Origin of the sequence: Micromonospora sp. HB375, assembly GCF_017872985.1 — a bacterium.
Classification (GTDB): domain Bacteria; phylum Actinomycetota; class Actinomycetes; order Mycobacteriales; family Micromonosporaceae; genus Micromonospora; species Micromonospora chalcea.
In genome coordinates, this window is the sequence record NZ_JAGGJO010000001.1 from 4,918,297 (window position 1) to 4,937,102 (window position 18,806).

Sequence of the window (18,806 nt, forward strand, 5' to 3'; positions counted from 1 at the left end):
CACCAGGCGGACCGGCACCGGTCGACCGGTCCGGAGGAGGCGACATGTCACATCGTGTACTGCTCGGCGCGGCCGCCGTCGCGGCGCTCGCCGTGGCTGTGGCCGTCGTGGTCGTCGCGGCGCGCGACGGCGGCGCGGCGCGGCCGGCGCCGCCCGGCCCGGTGGTCGCTACCCACAATCCGAGCCCGGGTGCCACCGACCCGTCCGAATACTGGACGAGGGAACGAATGCGGGACGCGATCGGCGACTGAATCAAGAATTGCATTCGGCGCCCAGGTGCGTCGAATTTCGTCCCGCTCACGATCACCGGCCGAGCCCGGCGCGCAATTCCCATTTCAGGGGCGTGAGTGCCGCTTGCGTTCACGGGACGGTATCGGAGTAGACCTCGACGTCGTAGAGCAGTTGCACGTTGCGGCGTCCGTTGGTGATGCCGACGAAGACCGGGTCACCGGCCGGGGTGCGGCCCTGGCGCCACACCTGCTCCCGGGCCGCTTCCCGCGACTCGTGATGCACGCCGCCCTCGCGATGCGTCTGCAGGACGCGGCGGGCGGTGGTCGGGTCGCTGTCGAGGTGGATCCGCAGCAGGGGCATGACGCGCCCTCCTTGCCACTGTCGGGGCCGGACTGCCGACTGACCACGCGCGCCTCTCAGCCGGCGGCGCTCTCCAGCACGGCCTTGAGCCGGGCCAGATCCGCCTCGACCAGCGCGGTGTCCCGGTCGAAGTCCGTGTCGCTCATGCCGGGCATCCGGCGCAGGCTGAACACCACCTCGGTGGCGTTGCCGTCGGCGATGGCGCGCAACGGCACGTACACCGTCTCGCCCGACGGCGTCCGCACCTCGTGGTCGAGCACGCCGTACTCGTTGGCCGGGGCGAACGTGAGCCGCGCCCGCCCTTCGGGTGTGTCCACGAACCACTGGCCGTCGATGAGGTTCACCGAACCGCCGAGGCCCGGCGCCCAGCGGGGCAGGTTCGCCGGGTCGGCGGCGAAGGCGTAGACCTCCGCGACCGGACGGTCGATGTGGACGGCGAGGTGGCGGGTGTCAGTGGCCATGCGCCGATGGTGCCATGCCTGTCGCAAGCGCACGCTACGCTGCCGCCGATTCCGACCGGCACCCCCGAGAGGCACCCCGTGGGCATGATCTTCAACGCACGTCGGCTGTCCGCCGAGGAGCTGGCGGCGGTCCTCGCCGACCCGGAGAAGGTCGACACCCTGTTCCAGGGTGGCCCGGACGAGCTCGACCTCGACAAGGCGTGGCACGGGCTGCACTACCTACTGACCGGCGACACGTACGAGATCCGGGGCGACGCCGGGCCGGCCGTCCTGGGTGGTGACCCGATCGGGCCGGACCTGGGGATGGGCCCGGCCCGGCTGCTGATGCCCGACGCCGTCCGCGCTGTGGCCGGCGGGCTCGACGCGATCGACGAGGCGACGCTGCGGGCCCGCTTCGACCCGGCAGCCTTGTCGGAGGCCGAGATCTACCCGCACATCTGGGACGACGGCGCCGACGAGTTCGACGCCTACCTGCTGCCGAACTTCACCGCGCTGCGCGACTTCTACCGCGCCGCGGCCGACCACGGGGACGGCATGCTGCTCGCCATCACGTGACCCGCGCCCGAAGTGGGCCGCCGGAAACGAACCGGGGGAAAGCGGGTACGCGCCGACGAACGGGCGCCGGTAGCGTGCCGGCGTGGGACTCGACGCGTTCGTGTACTGCCGGTGTTGGCAGGACGGCCTCACCACGCCGTGCCCGGTCGGACCGGTCGGCATCGACGAGGACGGCTGTCTCGCGCTGTTGCGGCAGTGGGAGGGCAACGAGGCCGCGCACCGCACGTTCGACGCCTGGCTGGCGGAGGCGTGCCCGCACAAGGCCATGGAGCAGGCGAGCGAGCACGTTTCCAACTGGGCCGGCGTACGCCTGTTCCAGCAGGCGCTACGCGCCGCCGGCCCGGAGCGCTTCCCGACGCTCGCCACCGCGCTGCCGAACCTCAACGGCGGCTCGCTGCCGGCCGAGCGGGCGGCGGTGGCGCTCGCCGAGCTGGACGCGTTCGCGCGCACCGATCGGATCACCGACGGGGTCGAACTGATCGACGAGGCGACCGGCCGGGTGCTGATGCAGTACGTCGAGAGCTACCACGGGGTGTTCATGCTCGGCCCGGACTTCCGGGCCGGGGTAGATCCGGACGGCTTCTTCGTCGTCGACACCGCCGACCCGCCCGCCACGCTGTTCCGGGCCGTCCGGTTCGGCCAGCGGCCGCTGCCCGGCGACCGGGTGGAGCTCACCGCCGGCGGGACACGGACGGTGCTGGCGATGCGACCCGTGGGCGAGCACGGCGAGCCGCCGCCCGAACGGCTCGCGGTACGGACCCGGAGCCGGTCGGGCAGCGACTTCGCCTACATCGTGGAGCCGCTGCGCCGGCTGTGCGCGGCGTCGGTGGCGACCGGCAACCCGGTCATGTGGTTCTGACGGGCCACCCTCGACAGCCGGTCCGCACCGCGCTCTGATGGACCACCGCATGTCTGGGCGTGTCGTCCGGGGAAGATGACGTCACCTGAGAGCGGTATACCCCGCCGTGAGCGTCACGCTCAGTCACGTCTAGAAGCTGACCGGAGTCACCACGGGATCGTGCCCGCGTCCTCGAAGTAGCCGCCGGTCGGCCCGTCGTCGGGCAGCGTCGCGAGCCGGATCGCGATCGCCGCTCCCTGCTGCGGGGTCCGCACACCGCGGAAGCTGTTGAGGTCGGTGGCGGTGAAGCCCGGGCAGGCGGCGTTGATCAGGATGCCGGTGTCCGCCAGCGCCCGCGCGTACTGGATGGTCACCGCGTTGAGCATGCTCTTCGACGGTGAGTACGCCACCGACAGCGGCCCGGTCTGGTCCTCTCCGGTGGAGGCGCTCTGCCGGGTCAGCGAGCCGACACCGCTGGACATGTTGACGATCCGGGGCGACGCCGAGCGGCGCAGCAGCGGCAGCATCGCCTCGGTCACCCGGACCACCCCGATCACGTTCACCTCGACGGCGGTCCGGATGGTCGCGAGGTCGACGTCGCCCGGGTGCTGCGGCACGCCACCTGTCACGCCCGCGTTGTTGACGAGCACGTCCAGACCGCCGGCCTCCGTCTCCAGCAGCCGGGCGGCGGCGGAAACGCTCGCGTCGTCGGTGACGTCCAGCGGTACGCCGAACGCGTCCACGCCGCCCGCGCGCAGCTTCGCCACCGCCTCGGCGAGCCGCCGCTCGTCCCGGGCGCCGACGCCCACCCGCCAGCCGAGCGCGCCCAGGCCGGCCGCGATCTCGTACCCGATTCCCTTGTTCGCGCCGGTCACCAGCGCGATCGTCCGTTCGCTCATGCCCTCGATCCTGTCCGCGGGCCGCGCGGGCCTCCAACACCGCTTCGGTGGCGCGCGATACCCGGAAGGCATCGATGCGGCGGTACGGTGGCGGGATGGAGACGCGGGAGCTTCGCTACTTCGTGGCGGTCGCCGAGGAGCTGCACTTCGGCCGCGCCGCGCGCCGCCTGGGCATCGCCCAGCCGCCGCTGTCGCGAGCGATCCGGCAGCTCGAACGCCGTCTCGGCGTGACTCTGCTGGAGCGGGACAGCCGCAGCGTCGCGCTCACCGCGGCCGGGTCGGTGCTGCTGCGGGAGGGCCGGGCCGCACTCGACGCCGTGGCCGCCGCCGACCGCCGCACCCGACGCGCCGGGCAGGCCGCTACCGGTGGCCCCGGGCTGGTGCTGGCGACCAAGACCGGGGCGTCGAGCGAGCTGCTGCCGAAACTGCTCGGCGCGTACGCCGCCGAGCCGGACGCGGTCCCGGTCGAGGTTCTGCTGTGCGGCATCGGCGAGCAGGAACGGCTGCTGCGCGACGGGCGGGCCGACGTGGCGCTGCTGCACCTGCCGTACGACTCGACGACCGGGCTGGACACCGAAGAGCTGATCACCGAGCCGCAGGTGGCGATCCTGCCGGCCGGGCATCCGCTGGCCCGGCGACCGCACCTGCTGATGGCCGAGGTGGAGGCGCTGCCGGGCCTGCCCATGCCGCGCTGGCCCCGGGCCGACGGGTCGTATCCGGACGGGCCCGGCCCCGAGGTCCGGGACCACGCCCAGTTGTTCCAGCTCATCGCGCTCGGCCGGACCGTGGTGGTGCTGCCGGAGTCGGCCCGGTCGCTGCTGCTCGCCGACCTGGCCACCGTGCCGGTGCCGGACGCGCCGGCGGTGACCACAGTCATCGCGTGGCCACCGCACAGCCGGTCCCGGGCGCTGGCCGGCCTGATCCGGACCGCCACCCGCCTCTGACGCCCGCGCCTAGGCCCGCAGGTCCTTGCGCATCTGCTGGGTGACCACCCGGTATCCCGACGTCTCGTACAGCTTGCGCGCCGTCTCGTTGGTGCCGAAGACGTTCAGCTCCAGCGCCTGGGCGCCGTGCTCCCGGGCCACCCGCTCCCCCGCCGCGAGCAGCGCCCGCCCGAGCCCCCGGCCCCGGTGCCCGGCGGCCACCTCGATGTCGTAGAGGAACGCGCAGTCGGCGAGACCGCGCGGGTGGGTCAGGCCGATCCACAGCCAGCCGACCGGTGAGCCGTCGGCAAGCTCGCCGACCAGGAACAGCATGCCGGGCGTGGCCATGCCCTGCGGCAGGAAGCCGGCGGTGGCCTCCCGGGCCCGGTCGAGCGCCTCCTCGGGCGTCCAGTTGCCGGCCGTGACGTGCTCGCGCGCGTACCCGGCGGCCAGCTCGTCCTGCCAGCTGTCGAACTCCTCCGGTGACATCGCCCGGACACTCAGCTCGGTCATGCGACGCAGCCTCAGTCGCCGGCGGCGCGGCGGCGCGCCTCGCGCAGCTTCATGGCGTGTTCCAGCAGCGTGATCAGCACCTCCTTGGCCGACTCACGCTTGCGCGCGTCGCACAGCACCACAGGTACGCCCGGGTCCAGGTCGAGCGCCGCCTGCACCTCGTCGAGCCGGAACTTCTTGGCCCCCTCGAAGCAGTTCACCGCCACCACGAACGGCGTGCCGCGCCCCTCGAAGTAGTCGATCGACGGGAAGCAGTCCGCCAGGCGGCGCGTGTCGGCGAGCACCACCGCCCCGAGCGCGCCGAGCGCCAGCTCGTCCCAGACGAACCAGAACCGGTCCTGCCCGGGCGTGCCGAACAGGTAGAGCACCAGGTCGTCGCTGATGGTGATCCGGCCGAAGTCCATCGCCACGGTGGTGGTCGACTTCTCCTCCACGCCGGACAGGTCGTCGATGCCGATCCCGGTTTCGGTCAGCACCTCCTCGGTGCGCAGCGGCTTGGTCTCGCTGACCGCGCCCACCATGGTGGTCTTGCCGACGCCGAACCCGCCCGCGATCAGGATCTTGATCGCGGTGGGCAGCGGCCCGGCGCCCGCCGGCCGCTCAGAGCGCCCGTAGTCCATTGATAACCGCCTCGAAAACGTGCTCGTCGGGAAGGCCGGCGGTGGTCGCGCGCGGCTCGCGTACCTGCACCAGACTGCGGGCGGCCAGGTCTCCGAGGAGGACCCGGACCGTGCCCACCGGCAGGTCGAGATGGGCGGCGATCTCGGCCACGGAGAGAATCCGCTGGCAGAGGCCGACTATCGCCACGTGCTCCGGGCCCAGCCCGGACTCCGACCCGACATCCGTGCGGGTCGCGGTGACCAGCGAGATCAGGTCGAACGTGCCGGTCACCGGGCGGGCCCGGCCGCCGGTGACCGCGTACGGGCGCACCACCGGGCCGGCGTGGTCGTCCACCCACTCCTGCTCCGCGGACTCCCCCCGGCCGGTCATCGTGCCGCGTTCTCGCCGAGGGGCTGTTCCCGGGTCGGTGACGCGACGAACCGGCCGACCCGGGTGACGAGCATGGCCATCTCGTACGCGATCAGGCCGACATCCGCGTCCTCCGAGGCCAGCACCGCCAGGCAGGCGTTACGCCCGGCCGCTGTGACGAACAGGAAGGAGGACTGCATCTCGATGATGGTCTGCTGCACCTGCCCGCCGCCGAACCGCTTGCCCGCGCCACGGGCCAGGCTCTGGATGCCCGCCGCCATGGCGGCCAGGTGCTCGCCGTCGTCCCGGCTCAATCCGCGGGACGAGGCCATCAGCAGTCCGTCGGTGGAGAGCGCCACGGCGTGCTCCGCCTGCTTGACCCGGCCGACCAGGTCATCCAGCAGCCACGTCAGATCCGCGCTCGAAGCCGTCTTCTGCGCCACTCGTCGTCCTCTTCTTTCCGGCTGTGTGCCGTCAGCTTCCGGTTTCCGTCGCGTCGACGTCCCGGTCAGGTAACCTGCTCGTCCGCGTCGGCCGGCGCACCGCCGGCCCCCTGAGCCCCGCCGAGCAGGCGCGCGGCATCGGTACGGCCGCGTCGGGTGCCGCTCTGGTAGGAGCTCATCATCCGGCGCACCTGCTCCGGTGCACGCGCCGTGTCATCGTCGGCGGCGTCGTCGTCCGCCTCGGTCTGGTCGTGCCGCAGTTCCGGCGCGAGGCTGGCCTGGCGTACCCGGACCGGCAGTCCCGCGTCGGTGACCGGCGTCGTCTCCGCCTCGGTCTCCGGCTCCGGCGACGCCTCCGCCGCGTCGGTCATGGCGGCGGGCCGCCGCTCCACCACCGCCAGCTCCGTGGTGGGCCCGGCCACCGCGGGCTGCCGCTTGCGGGTACGCGCCGGCAGCCCGGACGGGGTCAGCCGGGGCGCCCGCGTCACCGGCTCCGGCACCTGCGGGGCGGGCTCGGCCGGCTGGTCCGGTTCGGCGGCGCCGTCCGGGCCGGACGGGATCGCCGGCCCGTCGCCGACCGGAGTGCTCCGCACCGGGTCCGGCGCGGGCGCCACGGGCAGGGCCATCCCGGGTGCGGGAAGGGCCTCGGCCGCGTCGGCGCCGTCAGCGGTGATCAGTTCACGCGGGATCAGCACCACGGCGGTGGTCCCGCCGTACGCGGATTCCTTGAGCTGCACCTTGACGCCGTGCCGCTCGGTGAGCCGGCTGACCACGAACAGGCCCAGCCGGGCGGCGTCGGCCAGGTTCAGCTCGGACCGGTCGACGATGCGCGCGTTGGCGGCGGCCAGCTCGTCGGGGCTCATGCCGAGGCCCCGGTCCTCGATCTCGATGGCGAAGCCGTTCGCCACGAGCTGACCGCGAACCTCGACAGTGGTCTGCGGCGGCGAGAAGGAGAGCCCGTTCTCGATCAGCTCGGCCAGCAGGTGGATGACGTCACCGACGGCGCGGCCGGTCAGCGACACCTCGCCGAGCGGGCGCACCGTGACCCGGGTGTAGTCCTCGACCTCGGCTACCGCGCCGCGGACCACGTCGACCATCGGCACGTTGCGTCGCCAGGCCCGGCCAGGCGTGGAGCCGGAGAGCACGATCAGGTTCTCCGCGTTGCGCCGCATCCGGGTGGCCAGGTGGTCGACCCGGAACAGGTCCTCCAGCTCCTCGGCGTCGTGTTCCCGGCGTTCCATCGCGTCCAGCAGCGTGAGCTGCCGGTGCACGAGCGCCTGGGTGCGCCGGGCCAGGCTGAGGAAGACGTCGCGTACGCTGCGGCGCAGCTCGGCCTGCTCGACGGCGGTGCGGACGGCGGTCTCCTGCACGACGTTGAACGCCTTGCCCACCTGGCCGATCTCGTCGTCGCCGAACTGCAACGGCGGCGCCTCGCGGGCGACGTCCACCTCATCGCCGCGGCCCAGCCGCTCCACCACGCTCGGCAGCCGCTCGTGCGCCAGGTTGAAGGCCGCCTCGCGCAGCCGTTCGAGCTGCCGCACCAGCGACCGGGCCGTGGTGATCGAGACGACCACGGAGGCGATGACGGCGAGCAGGCCGAGACCGGCGGCGAGCACCAGCCGCACGATGACGCCGATCGCTACCGGCATCGCCCGGGACACGATGTCCTCGCCGCCGGCCAGGATCACCCCGCGCAGGTCGGCCATCGCCTGCTCGGCGGCGGCCTGCCACGCCGCTGCGGTCACCGGCGGGCGCACGTCGGCGCCCTTGGCCGCGAGGACCCGGTCCTGAAGGGTCTGCAACTGCTGGAACGCGTCGCCCTCGACCATCCGCTCGAAGCGTGCGCGGTCGGTCGGGGCGAGCTCCCGGGCGGTGCGGTCGGCGAGGAACCACTGCGCGCCGACCAGGCGGGCGAACGCGGTCTGCTCGGCCACGGTGATCCGGTTGGCCGCGATCGCGCCGGTGATCAGCGCGTCCTGTTGGGACAGCAGCTCCCGGGACCGGTTGAGGTCGATGAGCGCGGCGGTGTCCTTGGCGATCTCGTCGTCGTCGAGGCCGCCGAGCGCGTCGAAGACGGCGAAGATCGCGTCGACCGCCTCGTCGTACGCGGTGAGCGTGGCGGTGCGGTCGATGGTCTTGCGGCTGACGTCGGCGCGTACCTGGCCGATCTGGTCCAGCTCGGTCTTCAGCTCGCCGAGCCGCTGCATCAGCTCCTCGCTGGCCGGGATCTCGGTACGCCAGTCCTGCACCGAGCGCCACAGCGCGGTGGCGGTCTCGTCGGTACGGGCGCGCTGGGCGTCCAGCTCCCGCAGCCGGCCCGGATCGGACTCGCCCAGATAGCGCAGCGACAGCCGCCGCTCGGCCTGCAGCTCCTGCAGCAGCGGGTCGCTCGGCTCGAAGACGCGCGCGTTGAGCGTCTGCACGCCGAGCAGGTTGAACCCGTCCCGCACGGTCACCCACGCGGCGAACGCCCAGAGCGCGGTCAGCGACGCCAGCAGCGCGATGATCTTCGTACGGAGATTCGTACTGCGGGAACCCATCACACCGTCCTGGCCCGGTCTACGGTCGGTCCGAAATCCGATCGACTCCGGCGCACGCTAGCAGCCGTCGTGAACTCCATTCAAGCGATCCTGATCATGGTGGGTCCGGCCTCGACGGCGCGGCCGGAGGCCGCCAGCACCGCCGCGCGCACGATCTGCGTCGGGCGGTAGAGATCCTTGTCGTGCCATAGTGCCGGTTCGTCGTCGCATCCGTCCAGCTCGGACAGTCGACGGCGTCCGCGGGCGAGCGCCGCGGCGATCCGCGCGTCCCCGGAACGGCCCGCGCCGGCCAGTGCGAGCACCGCGTACGCGGTCTCCTCGGCGGTGCCGTGCCACAGTCCCCAGGAGCCGTCCGGGCGCTGCGTGTCCAGCAGCCAGGCGACGCCCCGCTCGACGGCGGCACGCGCCGTGCCGTCGGGCGCGTGGTCGGCCAGCGCCAGCAGCACCGCGTATGTGGCGTAGCAGGCCGAGGCGTGCCAGCGGTCCTCCCAGCGCCCGTCCGGCTGCTGCCGCTCCACCAGCCACTCGGTGACCCGGCGGCGGGCGCCGGTGACGCCGGGTCCGCTCGGCTGCTCGCCGAGCGCGTCGAGCACGTGCGCGTTAGTGGTCAGCGACGCGCCGTCCTCCCCCGGCCAGGTGCAGAAGTGCCGCCCGGTGTCGAACCCGGCCAGCGGCCCGACGCCGGGGGCGCGGCCCAGCCGGGCCAGCGCGTAGAGCGCGACAGCTGTGGTGTCCGCGTCGGCGGGCAGGCCGGGCGCGGTGGCCGCGCCGGACGGGCCGACGGCGGCGCGCAGCTCGGTGAGCACCGGCTCGGGCGCGCCGACCGGCACACCGGCCCGGACCAGGATGCCGAGCACCCAGGCGCGCTCGAAGACGGTGATCGGGCTGGCGCAGGGCACCGGGCCGGGCCGGGCCACCGCGCGCAGATAGTCCAGCGCCGCTCCGGGCTCCGGACGGCCCAGCCAGGCGGCAGTGGCGGCCGGGGAGGCGCCCACCGCGCCGCTGGCCGAGGGACGCACGCCGGCCGCCCGGTACGCCAGCTCACCGGCGACCTCCAGCGCGTGCGCCAGCTTCTCCGGCACGGGCCGCCCGGCGGCCAGCAGCGCGCGTACCCGGGTCAGGCGGGCCGGGTCGAGACCGGCCGGCAGCGGCAGGCGGGGCCGGCCGGCCCACTCGGCCAGCCCGGGTGGCGGCCCGGCCGGTCCGGTGAGGTGCCGGTCCACGGCGGTGAGCAGCGCGGGCACGATCAGGTCGGTGGCCGGCAGGTCGGGCGGGGCGTCGCCGCGCAGCGCGCCGGACAGGAACGTCAGGCCCCGGTGGGCCGCGGCGGCCGGCACGGCAGCCGGGCCGTCGCGGCGCAGCACGGTCAGCAGCGCCTCGACCGCGCTCAGCGTCGGCACCAGCGCGTACCCGCCGGGACCGCCCCAGCCGCCGTCCGGCCGCTGCCGGGCCAGCAGCCAGGCCAGGCGCCGGTCGTGGCCGTCCAGCCAGGGCGCGAGCGCGACCAGCCGGGCGGTCTCGTAGACCGACGGCGACGTCTGCCCGGCCGGCTCGCCGGTGAGCGCGGCGACCAGGTCGTGCGCGGTCCCGGACCGGGTGGCGGGCACCGATCCGGCGGTGAGCGTCACCGCACGCCCCAGAAGTCGGTGTTGCGGTAGAAGCCGGTGGTGAAGCCGAGCTGCCGGGACAGGAAGTCGGCTTCCCGGGGCGCCTCACCGGCCAGCTTCGCCAGCCGGACGCGGCAGTGGTCGACCTGCTCGGCGAACCGCCGCTCGACCTCGGCCGGGTCGTCCACCAGCAGCAGCGCGTTGAGGTCGCCGGACTCGGCGTCGCGGCGGTGGGTGCCGAGGTCGTTCACCAGCCGCAGGGCCCGCTGCACCTCGTCGCTGACGGCGACCGCGTGGTCCATCGCCTCGGCGGTGGACACCGATCCGGTGTGGATCCAGTGCGCCACGTTGACCACTGTGGCGGCGAGGTTGTCGGCGTTTGCGAGGTAGTCGGCGAGCGTGGGGCGGCCGGTGCGCCGCCAGTCCCACTCGCGGGCCATCGCGCCGAGCGTGCGTTCCATCGCCGCACGCCAGTGGCCGCGCAGCGCCGGGTAGCCGGGCGCGGCGGCCACGTCGTCGCGCAGCTCGGCCAGGAACCGGCCCAGTGGGTCGTCGGTGCCGGCGCCGTCGAGCACGTCCAGGCAGACGCCGGTGATCCGGTCGACCTCGGCCCGGCTGGTGGCCTGGTGGTCGACCAGCCAGTCCACGGCGAAGCCCCAGAGCACGGCGCGGTTGGTCACGGCCAGCTCGGCGGCGCTGTGCCAGGGGGCGCTGAACGCCATCGCCTGGGCGATGCTGCTGAACAGCGTCGCGTCGAACGGGTCCGCGGGGAACAGCTCCGGGTGCGCGGCGGCGGCCTTGCGCAGGCCGCGCTGGCCCTGCGCGGCGAGCGCGCAGACCCGGCCCTGCTCCGCGGCGACGGCGAGTGAATCCGGTGTCGGCCCGTCGGTCATGCCCGCTCCGCCCGCCCGGCCGCGACGAGTGTCAGCTCCACCCGCTCGCGCGGCCGCAGCGCCGCGGCCAGCCGCAACCCGGGTACGCCGGGGCGGTGCAGCCGGAACCGGTAGCGGCTGAGCATGGTGGCGAGGATGAGCTGCGCCTCCAGGTAGAACAGGTACATGCCGAGGCACTGGTGCGGCCCACCGCCGAACGGGAAGTGGGCGTACCGGTGCCGGGCCCGGACCCGCTCGGGCCGGAACCGTTCCGGGTCGAACTCGTCCGGACGGTCCCAGAACTGCCGCATCCGCTGGGTGATCAGCGGGCTGACCGCCATCGTGGCGCCGGGCTCGATCGGCACGCCGTCGATGACGTCCCCGGCGACCGCGCGGCGCGGGATGATCCATCCGATCGGGTAGAGCCGCAGCAGTTCGTCCAGCACCATCCGGGTGTACGTGAGCCGGCTCAGATGCTCGCGACGTACCGGCTCGCCCCCGACCACCTCGTCGATCTCGGCGTAGAGCCGCTCGGCCACCTCGGGGTGCTGGTCCAGGTGCGGCCAGGCCCAGGTCAGCACGTTGATCGTGGTCTCGGTGGTGGCGGCGAACATGGCCACTGTGTCGTTGCGGACCTGCCGCTCGTCGAGCTGCCGCCCGTCGTCGGTGCGGGCCTGCCAGAGCGTCGAGATGACGTCGTCGCCCTGGTCGGCGGACTCGCGGGTCTCGCGGACGATCGGCACCAGCACGTCGTCCACGATGCGTACGGCACGGGCGAACGTGCGGTCGCCCGGCATCGGCAGCGACAGCGGCGCGAACGGCACGATGATGCGGGGAATGACGGCGGTGGCGATCCGGTCCTGCGCCTCGATCACGCGCATCGCGTCCGGCACCGAGATGCGGTCGGCGAAGAGCACCTTCATGATCGCCCGGCTGACGATGCGCGCCTGCTCCACGCCGATGTCGACCGGACGGCCGGCGCGGGCCGGCTCGTCCAGCTCGTCGACCGCGTCGCGGATCGCGTCGGCCATGCCGTCGACCAGAGCCTCGACCCGTTTGGCGGTGAACATCGGCTGGAGCATGCGCCGGCTGGCCGACCAGATCTGCCCCTCGCCGAGGATGCCCTCGCCGAACAGCCGCTTGACCGGACGCCAGAACAGCCCGTCGCCTGCTCGTTCGTAGTTGTCCGCCCGGTCGCGCAGGACGTGCTGCACGTGCTTGGGGTGGGTGACGAGGTAGGGGCGGAACGAGCCGAGGTTCAGCCGGACCAGTTCACCTTCGGTACGGTTGCCGATGTCGATGAGCGCCCGGGCGGGGTCGCGGAGCACCGCCGGCAGGATCTGCCGCAGCGGCACGGTTCGGGGTCGGCCGGTGGGTCCCGGTGTGTCCGTTGGTTCGGGCACCTGAACGCTCCCTCGGTTGACTCAGGGTCGCGGCTTCGTATCGACCCGTGACGTTGCTCGCGAGCATGCCATCCTGAGCCGCAGATCAAAAGGCAGGTCGGAGGATATTTCACGCAACAACAATCTCTTTGTCGAGAATGGAGCCCGTGGGATGTGCGTCACTCCCGTACACAGTGGTGGTTGCGGAGCGCGAGCAGCGCTCACCTATCGCGGACGCCGGCAGAACGCGGGCGCGGACCCGTCCGCTGTGCCAAGCTTCGGGCATGGACGACAAGACCATCCTGAGCCGGATCTCGGAACTCGTCGACGAGGAGCACCGGCTGCGGGCCGACGCGCAGCAGCACGAGTCCGGCACCGACGACGAGGCCCGGGAGCGGCTGCGGGCCCTGGAGGAGTCCCTGGACCAGTGCTGGGACCTGCTGCGCCGTCGCCGGGCCGCGCGCCAGGCGCACGGCGACCCGGACGCCCAGGGCGAGCGCCCGGTGCCGGAGGTCGAGCGCTACCTGCAATGACCCGCACGGGTGGGCGTCCCGGGCGGCTCGACCACCCGGGACGCCCGCCCGTCAGCGGATCCCCGCCTCCCGCAGCAGCGCCTCGGTGAGCGCCTCCGGATCGGTGACGGTGGCCGGCATGCCGCGGGCGGCGAACCAGGCGGCCACCACCCGCACGTCCCGGCCCAGGAACTCGCCGCCCTGCGGGTTGGCCACCACGTCGACCACCTGCGGCAGGTCGATCATCACCAGCCGGCCCGCGTGCACCAGCAGGTTGTACGGAGACAGGTCGCCGTGGGCGTACCCGGCCCGGGCCAGCACGGTGAGCGCCTCGACCAGCTGATCCCACAGGTCACGCAGCTCGGCCGCGTCGGGCCGGACCTGCGCCAGCCGTGGCGCGGCCTCCCCCGCCTCGGCGTCGCCGACGAACTCGAGCATCAGCTCGGTGCCGAGCAGCTGCACCGGATAGGGCACCGCGATCCGCCCGGAGGCGGCGCCGATCTCCCAGAGCTGGGACAGCGCGGCGAACTCGGCCGCCGCCCACTGCCCGGCGATCATCTGCCGGCCGAACGCGGTCCGGCCGGTCATCGCCCGCATCTCCCGCGACCGGCGTACCCGGCGGCCCTCCAGGTAACCGGCGTCGCGGTGGAAGAGCCGGTGCTGGGCGTCGCGGTACCGCTTGACCGCCAGCAGGCACGAGCGGTCGGTGTCCGGCACGGCGCGGCGGACCAGGTGGACGTCCGCCTCCTTGCCGGTCTTGAGCACCCCCAGCTCGGTGTCCCGGGCGGCCAGTTCGGTGACCAGCCAGTCCGGGTACGGCTCGGGGCCGTGGACGGCCCGGTCCCAGGAGGACCAGCTGTCCTCCGCGTCGGGCTCGGCGTCCGGGTCGGCGAGGGTCGGCGTGGGCCGCCCCCGCTTCAGGAAGTCGGTTTCGTCGTCGTCGAAGCGGCTCTTGCCGCGGCCACGGCGCTGCGGCGCCGGGAAGTCGTGATCGCGCACGGGTGGATCTGTCCTTCGATCGAGGCTGGTGGAGGCAGGTGGTACGACCCTGCGAAAACGGCCATGACCGACCTCCTCTCCTCGACCGGGCACCCCCGGCTGCGCACTCGCGCGGCACCATGCTCGTACGCGCCCCGGCGCGGGTCAACGGATTTCCGCGCGGTGCCGCCGCGCTGCCTGCCGGCCCGCGCCGCCGGTCAGCCGGCCAGCACTGCGGCGACGGCCGCGATCAGCCCGTCCTCGATCCGGGTCGGCGCGAACCGGGGGTCCGACCAGCGGCGCCCCCGGTGCAGCCAGACACTGGGCAGGCCCACCGCGGTCGCGCCGCCGATGTCCGCCTCCGGGCTGTCGCCGACCACCCACGCGCCGCGCAGCGGCATCCGGGCCCGCTGGGCGGCGAGCGCGAAGATCCTCGGGTTCGGCTTGCTGACGCCGGCCTCCTCCGAGATCACCCAGTCGGCGACGTAGCGGTCCAGGCCGGTCTTGCGGATCTTGGCGTCCTGCTGACGGGACGCTCCGTTGGTGACCACCACCGGCACCCAGCCGGCGTCGGCGGCGATCCGCAGCGCGCAGGCCACCAGCGGATCGAGCCGCATGTGCGCCACCACGCCGTCGTGCAGCTCGTCCACCAGGTCGATCGAGGGGATGCGCAGCGCGTACCGGTCGCGGATCGCGTCCGCGACGTCCCACCGGTTGGTCAGCCCGTCGGCGTCCACCGACACCAGCCAGTCGAGGTCGGCGGGCGGCGCGCCGATGCCCGCCAGGAAGCGTTCTCCCCAGACACGGAACGGCCCGTCGCGGTCCAGCAGGGTGTTGTCCAGATCGAGCAGGAGCAACGGCACTTGGGCACCCTACGGGAACGCTCGGAGCACCGACAGGGCCCCGGGCCCAGCCACGGTCAGGCGACGAGCGCCGTACGGGCCGCGCCGGCGTCCGCCGGCCGGTCGAGCAGCATGGTGTGCGCCGCGCGGGTGGCCGCCAGCGCGTCCGGGTCCAGCGTCGCCACCAGCACGTCCTCGCCGGTGTCGGCGCCCCGCGCCAGCGGCCGGCCCTCCGGGTCGTACACCGCCGCGCCGCCGTTGAACCGCCAGGGGTCCGCGCCGCCGACCGCGTTGGCGAACACGACGTACATCGTGTTGTCCAGCGCCCGGGCGGCGTAGTAGAGGTCGCGGCGGTGTGCCGAGCCGGCCAGGTAGCCGCTCGGGCAGAGGTACCCGTGCGCGCCGTCCCCGGCCGCCGCCCGCGCGTGCTCCGGGAAGCAGCCGTCGTAGCAGACGCCCAGGCCCAGCCGCCACGTGTCGACTTCGAGCGTGGCGCCCCGGCGGCCGGCGTCGAACAGCTCGCGCTCGCCGCTCCAGAGCTGCTGCTTGTCGTACGCGGCGGTGACAGTGCCGGCCGGGTCGACGACGAGCGAGGAGATGGTGCGCCGCCGGTCGGGGTGGCGGACGGCGGCGCCGATCACCACTGCCGCGCCCGTGTCGGCGGCGGCGGTCCGCAGCGGGTCCAGCCGGGGGTCGGCGACCCGGCCGTCGGCGTCGGCGGCCACGTCGGTGCCCTCCGGGTCGGCGCCCAGCGTCGGCGGGTGGTACGCCGGCAGGAACAGCTCGGGCAGCACCACGACCCGGGCGCCCTCGGCCCGGGCGACGAGGCGGGCGGCGGCGCGGGCGTTGCCGGCGACGTCACCGGGGACGGGCTGGGCCTGGACGGCGGCGACGGTGAGCGGGCGCGCGGGAAGGGCGGTCACACACCGATCCTAACCATCGGACGCGGCCGGATGATCTTCCGAATTCGCATCTCAAGCCGTACGTACGGTTTGCATCACGCGGTTCCACCTGCGACGATCCGTTCGTGCCCAGAGTAAGTCAGGACCAGCTCGACGCGCGCCGGCAGGAGATCCTCGCGGCGGCGCGGGCGTGTTTCGCCCGGCACGGCTACGAGGGCGCCACAGTGCGTCGGCTGGAGGAGGCCACCGGCCTGTCCCGGGGCGCGATCTTCCACCACTTCCGGGACAAGGACTCCCTGTTCCTCGCCGTCGCCGAGGACGACGCCGCCGCCATGGTGGAGACGGTCGCCCGTAACGGCCTGGTGCAGGTCATGCGCGACCTGCTGGCCCGGGCGGTCTCGCCCGACACGACCGGCTGGCTCGGCAGCCAGCTGGAGGTCTCGCGCCGGCTGCGTACCGACCCGGCCTTCGCCAAGCGCTGGGCGGAGCGTTCCGAAGCCATCGCCGCGGCGACCCGGGAGCGCCTGGTACGCCAGCGCGAGGCCGGCGTGCTGCGCGACGACGTCCCGATCGACGTGCTGGCCCAGTTCCTGGAGCTGGCCTACGACGGCTTGGTGCTGCACCTGGCGATGGGCCGCCCGGCCGGCGACCTGGCCCGGGTGCTCGACCTGGTCGAGGAGGCAGTGCGCCGGCACTGAGACCGCCGGTCTCGGTCCGGTAACTGCGCCGCTCCAGGAGATCGACTCTGGCACGCCTGCTCCACAATGAGCCGCGACCCCTCCTCGCGACAGGAGCAGACGATGACCCCCTCCGACACCTGGGGCATCCCCGGCCCCGTATTCCTGCGCTGGTACCTCCTGCTCGCCGTCGTCCTGGTCATCGGCGCGATCGTGTACCGGCGTCGGATGCTGGCCGGCACGCCGGTGACCGATCACGGCGCGCTGGGTCCGCAGCAGGTCGCCTACCTCAACGGCGGCGACCAGCTCGCCGTCTGGGCCACGCTCGGCGCGCTGCGCCACGCGGGCGCGGTCGGCGTACGACCCGACCGGCGGCTCACCACCGGCGGTCCGCTGCCGGCCGGGGCCACCCCGCTGGACCAGGCGGTCCACCACGCGGCGAGCCGCGGCCTGCGGACCCGGGACCTGGCCGCCGACGAGTGGGTGCGGCGCGCGCTCGACGAGCTGCGCGACGGCCTGGTACGCCGGGGCCTGGCCCTGGACCAGGAGCGGCGCCGGACGCTGCGGCGCGGCGCGCTGCTGATCGGCTTCCTGCTGGCAATTGGCGTCGTGCGTGCGATCTCCGGCCTGCTCAACGACCGGCCCACCGGCTGGCTGCTGCTCAGCCTGTTCCCGCTCGGCCTCGCGTTCCTGCTGCTCAACCGCGTGCCCTGGCGTACCCGGGCGGCCACCGCCGCGCTGAACGACATGCGCCGCCGGCACGCCTGGCTGCGACCGGCCGCCTCCCCCGCGTACGCCACGTACGGCGCGACGGATGTGGCGCTGGGCGTGGCGCTGTTCGGCACCGCCACGCTCTGGACCATGGATCCGGGCTTCGCCGAGCAGGCCGAGATCCAGCGGCAGGCGATGGGCAACGTCGGCGGCGCGAGCTCCGGCACCTCCTGTGGAGGCGGCGCCTCCACGTGCGGCGGTGGCAGCTCCTGCGGCGGAGGCGGTGGCTGCGGCGGAGGCGGGTGCGGCGGATGAGCGGCCCGTCCGGCGTCGGCATCGGCTGGCGTCCCGAGATCGCCGGTTTCGTGGCCGGGCTGCCGGGGCTGCGTTTCGTCGAGGTGGTCGCGGAGGCGGTCGCACCGGCCGGGCCGCTCCCGGACGGGCTCGCCGAGCTGCGCGGACGCGGCGTCGATGTCGTACCCCACGGGGTGCGGCTGTCCCTCGGCGGCGCGGAACCGGTCGATCCGGCCCGGGTGGCGCACCTGGCCGCGGTGGCCGCGGCCCTGGACGCGCCGCTGGTGAGTGAGCACATCGCGTTCGTGCGGGCCGGCGGTCTGGAGGCCGGTCACCTGCTGCCGCTGCCGCGCAGCCGCCAGGCGGTCGCCGCGGTGGTGGCGAACGTGCGGCGGACGCAGGCGGAGCTGCCGGTGCCGCTGGCCCTGGAGCCGATCGCCGCGCTCTTCGACTGGCCCGACGACGAGCTGGACGAGGCGGACTTCCTCACCGAGATCCTCGACGCCACCGGCGCGCTGCTGCTGCTCGACGTCGCGAACGTGCACGCCAACGCCCGCAACCGGGGCGGCGAGCCGACCGCGCTGCTGGACCGGCTGCCGCTGGAACGCATCGCCTATGCGCACGTCGCGGGCGGCGCCGAACACGGCGGCTTCTACCACGACACGCACACCGACCCGGTGCCCGCCGCCGTGCTGGACCTGGTCCGCGAGCTGTGCCGGCGGCGCCGGCCGCCCGCGTTGCTGCTGGAACGCGACGGGCACTACCCGCCCGCGGCCGAGCTGCGCGCGGAGCTCGACGCGCTCGCCGCCGCCTCCGGCCACCCGGCGGTCACGTGAGCGGCGACCTGGCGGCCCGGCAGGCCGAGCTGGTCGCCGCGCTCGTCGCCGGTGGACCGCTGCCGCCCGGCTTCGCACCGGCCCCGGTCGAGGCGGCCCGCCGGGCGCTGCTGCGCAAGCGGGCCGCGGACGTGGCCCGGCACTGGCCGCTGCTCGCCGCCGGCCTCGGCGCGCACTGGCCGGCGACGTTCACCGCGTGGGCGGACGGACGCCCCTCGAACGGCTCCCTGCGCGACGGCTGGGACCTGGCCCGCGAGCTGCGCGACCAGGGCACGCTGCCGCCGCTGGGCGCGGAGGAGCTGGCCGCACGCGAGGCCGCGAGCCGCTACGACGGCCACCGCCCGCCCCGGCCCCGCCGGATGCCGGCCGTCGCCCGGGCCGGCGGCGCCGTCGCGGCCCAGTTCGCCGGCCGGGTACGCCTGCTGCGGCCCGCCCCGCGCTGACACGCGCCCCCGGGTACG

Annotated in this window: 23 protein-coding genes; 9 read left to right on the forward strand and 14 right to left on the reverse strand. The window is 74.3% G+C overall.

The window, feature by feature from the left end:
- Positions 1 to 44: 44 nt before the first annotated feature.
- Positions 45 to 251 carry a hypothetical protein gene (locus J3R08_RS21435; RefSeq protein WP_043329680.1) on the forward strand — a complete coding sequence of 69 codons (207 nt, stop codon included), beginning with the start codon at positions 45 to 47 and terminating at the stop codon, positions 249 to 251.
- Positions 252 to 360: 109 nt separating this feature from the next.
- Here J3R08_RS21435 and J3R08_RS21440 read toward each other — a convergent pair whose 3' ends face one another.
- The gene (locus J3R08_RS21440; protein ID WP_043329678.1) at positions 361 to 591 is read right to left on the reverse strand and encodes a hypothetical protein; all 231 of its coding nucleotides are present in this window, start codon (positions 589 to 591) and stop codon (positions 361 to 363) included.
- A gap of 56 nt (positions 592 to 647) precedes the next feature.
- A complete protein-coding gene (locus J3R08_RS21445) occupies positions 648 to 1,052 on the reverse strand; it encodes an SRPBCC family protein (RefSeq protein WP_043329676.1) in 405 nt (134 codons plus the stop codon).
- A gap of 84 nt (positions 1,053 to 1,136) precedes the next feature.
- Here J3R08_RS21445 and J3R08_RS21450 point away from each other — a divergent pair, with 84 nt between their 5' ends.
- Both J3R08_RS21450 and J3R08_RS21455 read left to right on the forward strand, forming a co-directional pair.
- Entirely contained in the window at positions 1,137 to 1,607 is a 471-nt protein-coding gene (locus J3R08_RS21450) for a YfbM family protein (RefSeq protein ID WP_223201379.1), read from the forward strand.
- A gap of 82 nt (positions 1,608 to 1,689) precedes the next feature.
- On the forward strand, positions 1,690 to 2,466 hold the full coding sequence (locus tag J3R08_RS21455; protein ID WP_043329672.1) for a hypothetical protein: 777 nt from the start codon (positions 1,690 to 1,692) through the stop codon (positions 2,464 to 2,466).
- A 146-nt stretch (positions 2,467 to 2,612) separates the two neighbouring features.
- On the opposite strand, the gene J3R08_RS21460 is transcribed toward J3R08_RS21455, so the two are convergent.
- The gene (locus J3R08_RS21460; RefSeq protein WP_113972470.1) at positions 2,613 to 3,344 is read right to left on the reverse strand and encodes an SDR family oxidoreductase; all 732 of its coding nucleotides are present in this window, start codon (positions 3,342 to 3,344) and stop codon (positions 2,613 to 2,615) included.
- 95 nt (positions 3,345 to 3,439) lie between these two features.
- Here J3R08_RS21460 and J3R08_RS21465 point away from each other — a divergent pair, with 95 nt between their 5' ends.
- Positions 3,440 to 4,288: a LysR family transcriptional regulator gene (locus tag J3R08_RS21465; RefSeq protein WP_043329670.1), complete on the forward strand. Its 849-nt coding sequence runs from the start codon at positions 3,440 to 3,442 to the stop codon at positions 4,286 to 4,288.
- A 9-nt stretch (positions 4,289 to 4,297) separates the two neighbouring features.
- Here J3R08_RS21465 and J3R08_RS21470 read toward each other — a convergent pair whose 3' ends face one another.
- The 8 genes from J3R08_RS21470 to J3R08_RS21505 form a co-directional block, all read right to left on the reverse strand.
- Positions 4,298 to 4,780: a GNAT family N-acetyltransferase gene (locus J3R08_RS21470; protein WP_209962613.1), complete on the reverse strand. Its 483-nt coding sequence runs from the start codon at positions 4,778 to 4,780 to the stop codon at positions 4,298 to 4,300.
- An 11-nt stretch (positions 4,781 to 4,791) separates the two neighbouring features.
- Positions 4,792 to 5,400, reverse strand: coding sequence for an ATP/GTP-binding protein (locus J3R08_RS21475; protein ID WP_043329666.1), 609 nt, complete (start codon positions 5,398 to 5,400; stop codon positions 4,792 to 4,794).
- Complete coding sequence (locus J3R08_RS21480; protein ID WP_030503284.1) at positions 5,381 to 5,770, reverse strand: DUF742 domain-containing protein; 390 nt, start codon at positions 5,768 to 5,770, stop codon at positions 5,381 to 5,383. The genes J3R08_RS21475 and J3R08_RS21480 overlap by 20 nt, the downstream gene beginning before the upstream one ends.
- Entirely contained in the window at positions 5,767 to 6,192 is a 426-nt protein-coding gene (locus tag J3R08_RS21485; RefSeq protein WP_030503283.1) for a roadblock/LC7 domain-containing protein, read from the reverse strand. Before J3R08_RS21485 ends, J3R08_RS21480 begins: the two co-directional genes overlap by 4 nt.
- A 65-nt stretch (positions 6,193 to 6,257) precedes the next feature.
- On the reverse strand, positions 6,258 to 8,732 hold the full coding sequence (locus J3R08_RS21490) for a nitrate- and nitrite sensing domain-containing protein (RefSeq protein ID WP_209962615.1): 2,475 nt from the start codon (positions 8,730 to 8,732) through the stop codon (positions 6,258 to 6,260).
- An 80-nt stretch (positions 8,733 to 8,812) separates the two neighbouring features.
- The gene (locus J3R08_RS21495; RefSeq protein WP_113972472.1) at positions 8,813 to 10,360 is read right to left on the reverse strand and encodes a prenyltransferase/squalene oxidase repeat-containing protein; all 1,548 of its coding nucleotides are present in this window, start codon (positions 10,358 to 10,360) and stop codon (positions 8,813 to 8,815) included.
- Positions 10,357 to 11,232, reverse strand: coding sequence for a terpene synthase family protein (locus J3R08_RS21500; RefSeq protein ID WP_043329662.1), 876 nt, complete (start codon positions 11,230 to 11,232; stop codon positions 10,357 to 10,359). The genes J3R08_RS21495 and J3R08_RS21500 overlap by 4 nt, the downstream gene beginning before the upstream one ends.
- Complete coding sequence (locus J3R08_RS21505; protein ID WP_176722849.1) at positions 11,229 to 12,566, reverse strand: cytochrome P450; 1,338 nt, start codon at positions 12,564 to 12,566, stop codon at positions 11,229 to 11,231. The genes J3R08_RS21500 and J3R08_RS21505 overlap by 4 nt, the downstream gene beginning before the upstream one ends.
- Before the next feature lie 311 nt (positions 12,567 to 12,877).
- On the opposite strand from J3R08_RS21505, the gene J3R08_RS21510 reads away from it, so the two are divergent.
- A complete protein-coding gene (locus J3R08_RS21510) occupies positions 12,878 to 13,126 on the forward strand; it encodes a DUF2630 family protein (protein WP_030503278.1) in 249 nt (82 codons plus the stop codon).
- Between the two features lie 51 nt (positions 13,127 to 13,177).
- Here J3R08_RS21510 and J3R08_RS21515 read toward each other — a convergent pair whose 3' ends face one another.
- The 3 genes from J3R08_RS21515 to J3R08_RS21525 form a co-directional block, all read right to left on the reverse strand.
- Positions 13,178 to 14,104, reverse strand: a complete 927-nt coding sequence (locus tag J3R08_RS21515) for a serine protein kinase RIO (protein ID WP_043329659.1) — start codon at positions 14,102 to 14,104, stop codon at positions 13,178 to 13,180.
- Positions 14,105 to 14,301: 197 nt separating this feature from the next.
- Positions 14,302 to 14,946 (reverse strand): HAD family hydrolase, encoded by a 645-nt coding sequence (locus J3R08_RS21520; protein WP_030503276.1) that lies wholly within the window; start codon positions 14,944 to 14,946, stop codon positions 14,302 to 14,304.
- Between the two features lie 56 nt (positions 14,947 to 15,002).
- Positions 15,003 to 15,848 carry a carbon-nitrogen hydrolase family protein gene (locus J3R08_RS21525; RefSeq protein ID WP_209962617.1) on the reverse strand — a complete coding sequence of 282 codons (846 nt, stop codon included), beginning with the start codon at positions 15,846 to 15,848 and terminating at the stop codon, positions 15,003 to 15,005.
- Positions 15,849 to 15,952: 104 nt separating this feature from the next.
- On the opposite strand from J3R08_RS21525, the gene J3R08_RS21530 reads away from it, so the two are divergent.
- From J3R08_RS21530 to J3R08_RS21545, 4 genes are all read left to right on the forward strand, one after another.
- On the forward strand, positions 15,953 to 16,525 hold the full coding sequence (locus tag J3R08_RS21530; protein WP_030503274.1) for a TetR/AcrR family transcriptional regulator: 573 nt from the start codon (positions 15,953 to 15,955) through the stop codon (positions 16,523 to 16,525).
- 102 nt (positions 16,526 to 16,627) lie between these two features.
- A complete protein-coding gene (locus tag J3R08_RS21535) occupies positions 16,628 to 17,530 on the forward strand; it encodes a TIGR04222 domain-containing membrane protein (protein ID WP_043329655.1) in 903 nt (300 codons plus the stop codon).
- Entirely contained in the window at positions 17,527 to 18,345 is an 819-nt protein-coding gene (locus J3R08_RS21540; RefSeq protein WP_166456852.1) for a DUF692 domain-containing protein, read from the forward strand. Before J3R08_RS21535 ends, J3R08_RS21540 begins: the two co-directional genes overlap by 4 nt.
- On the forward strand, positions 18,342 to 18,788 hold the full coding sequence (locus tag J3R08_RS21545; RefSeq protein WP_209962619.1) for a hypothetical protein: 447 nt from the start codon (positions 18,342 to 18,344) through the stop codon (positions 18,786 to 18,788). Before J3R08_RS21540 ends, J3R08_RS21545 begins: the two co-directional genes overlap by 4 nt.
- The last annotated feature ends 18 nt before the right edge of the window (positions 18,789 to 18,806 follow it).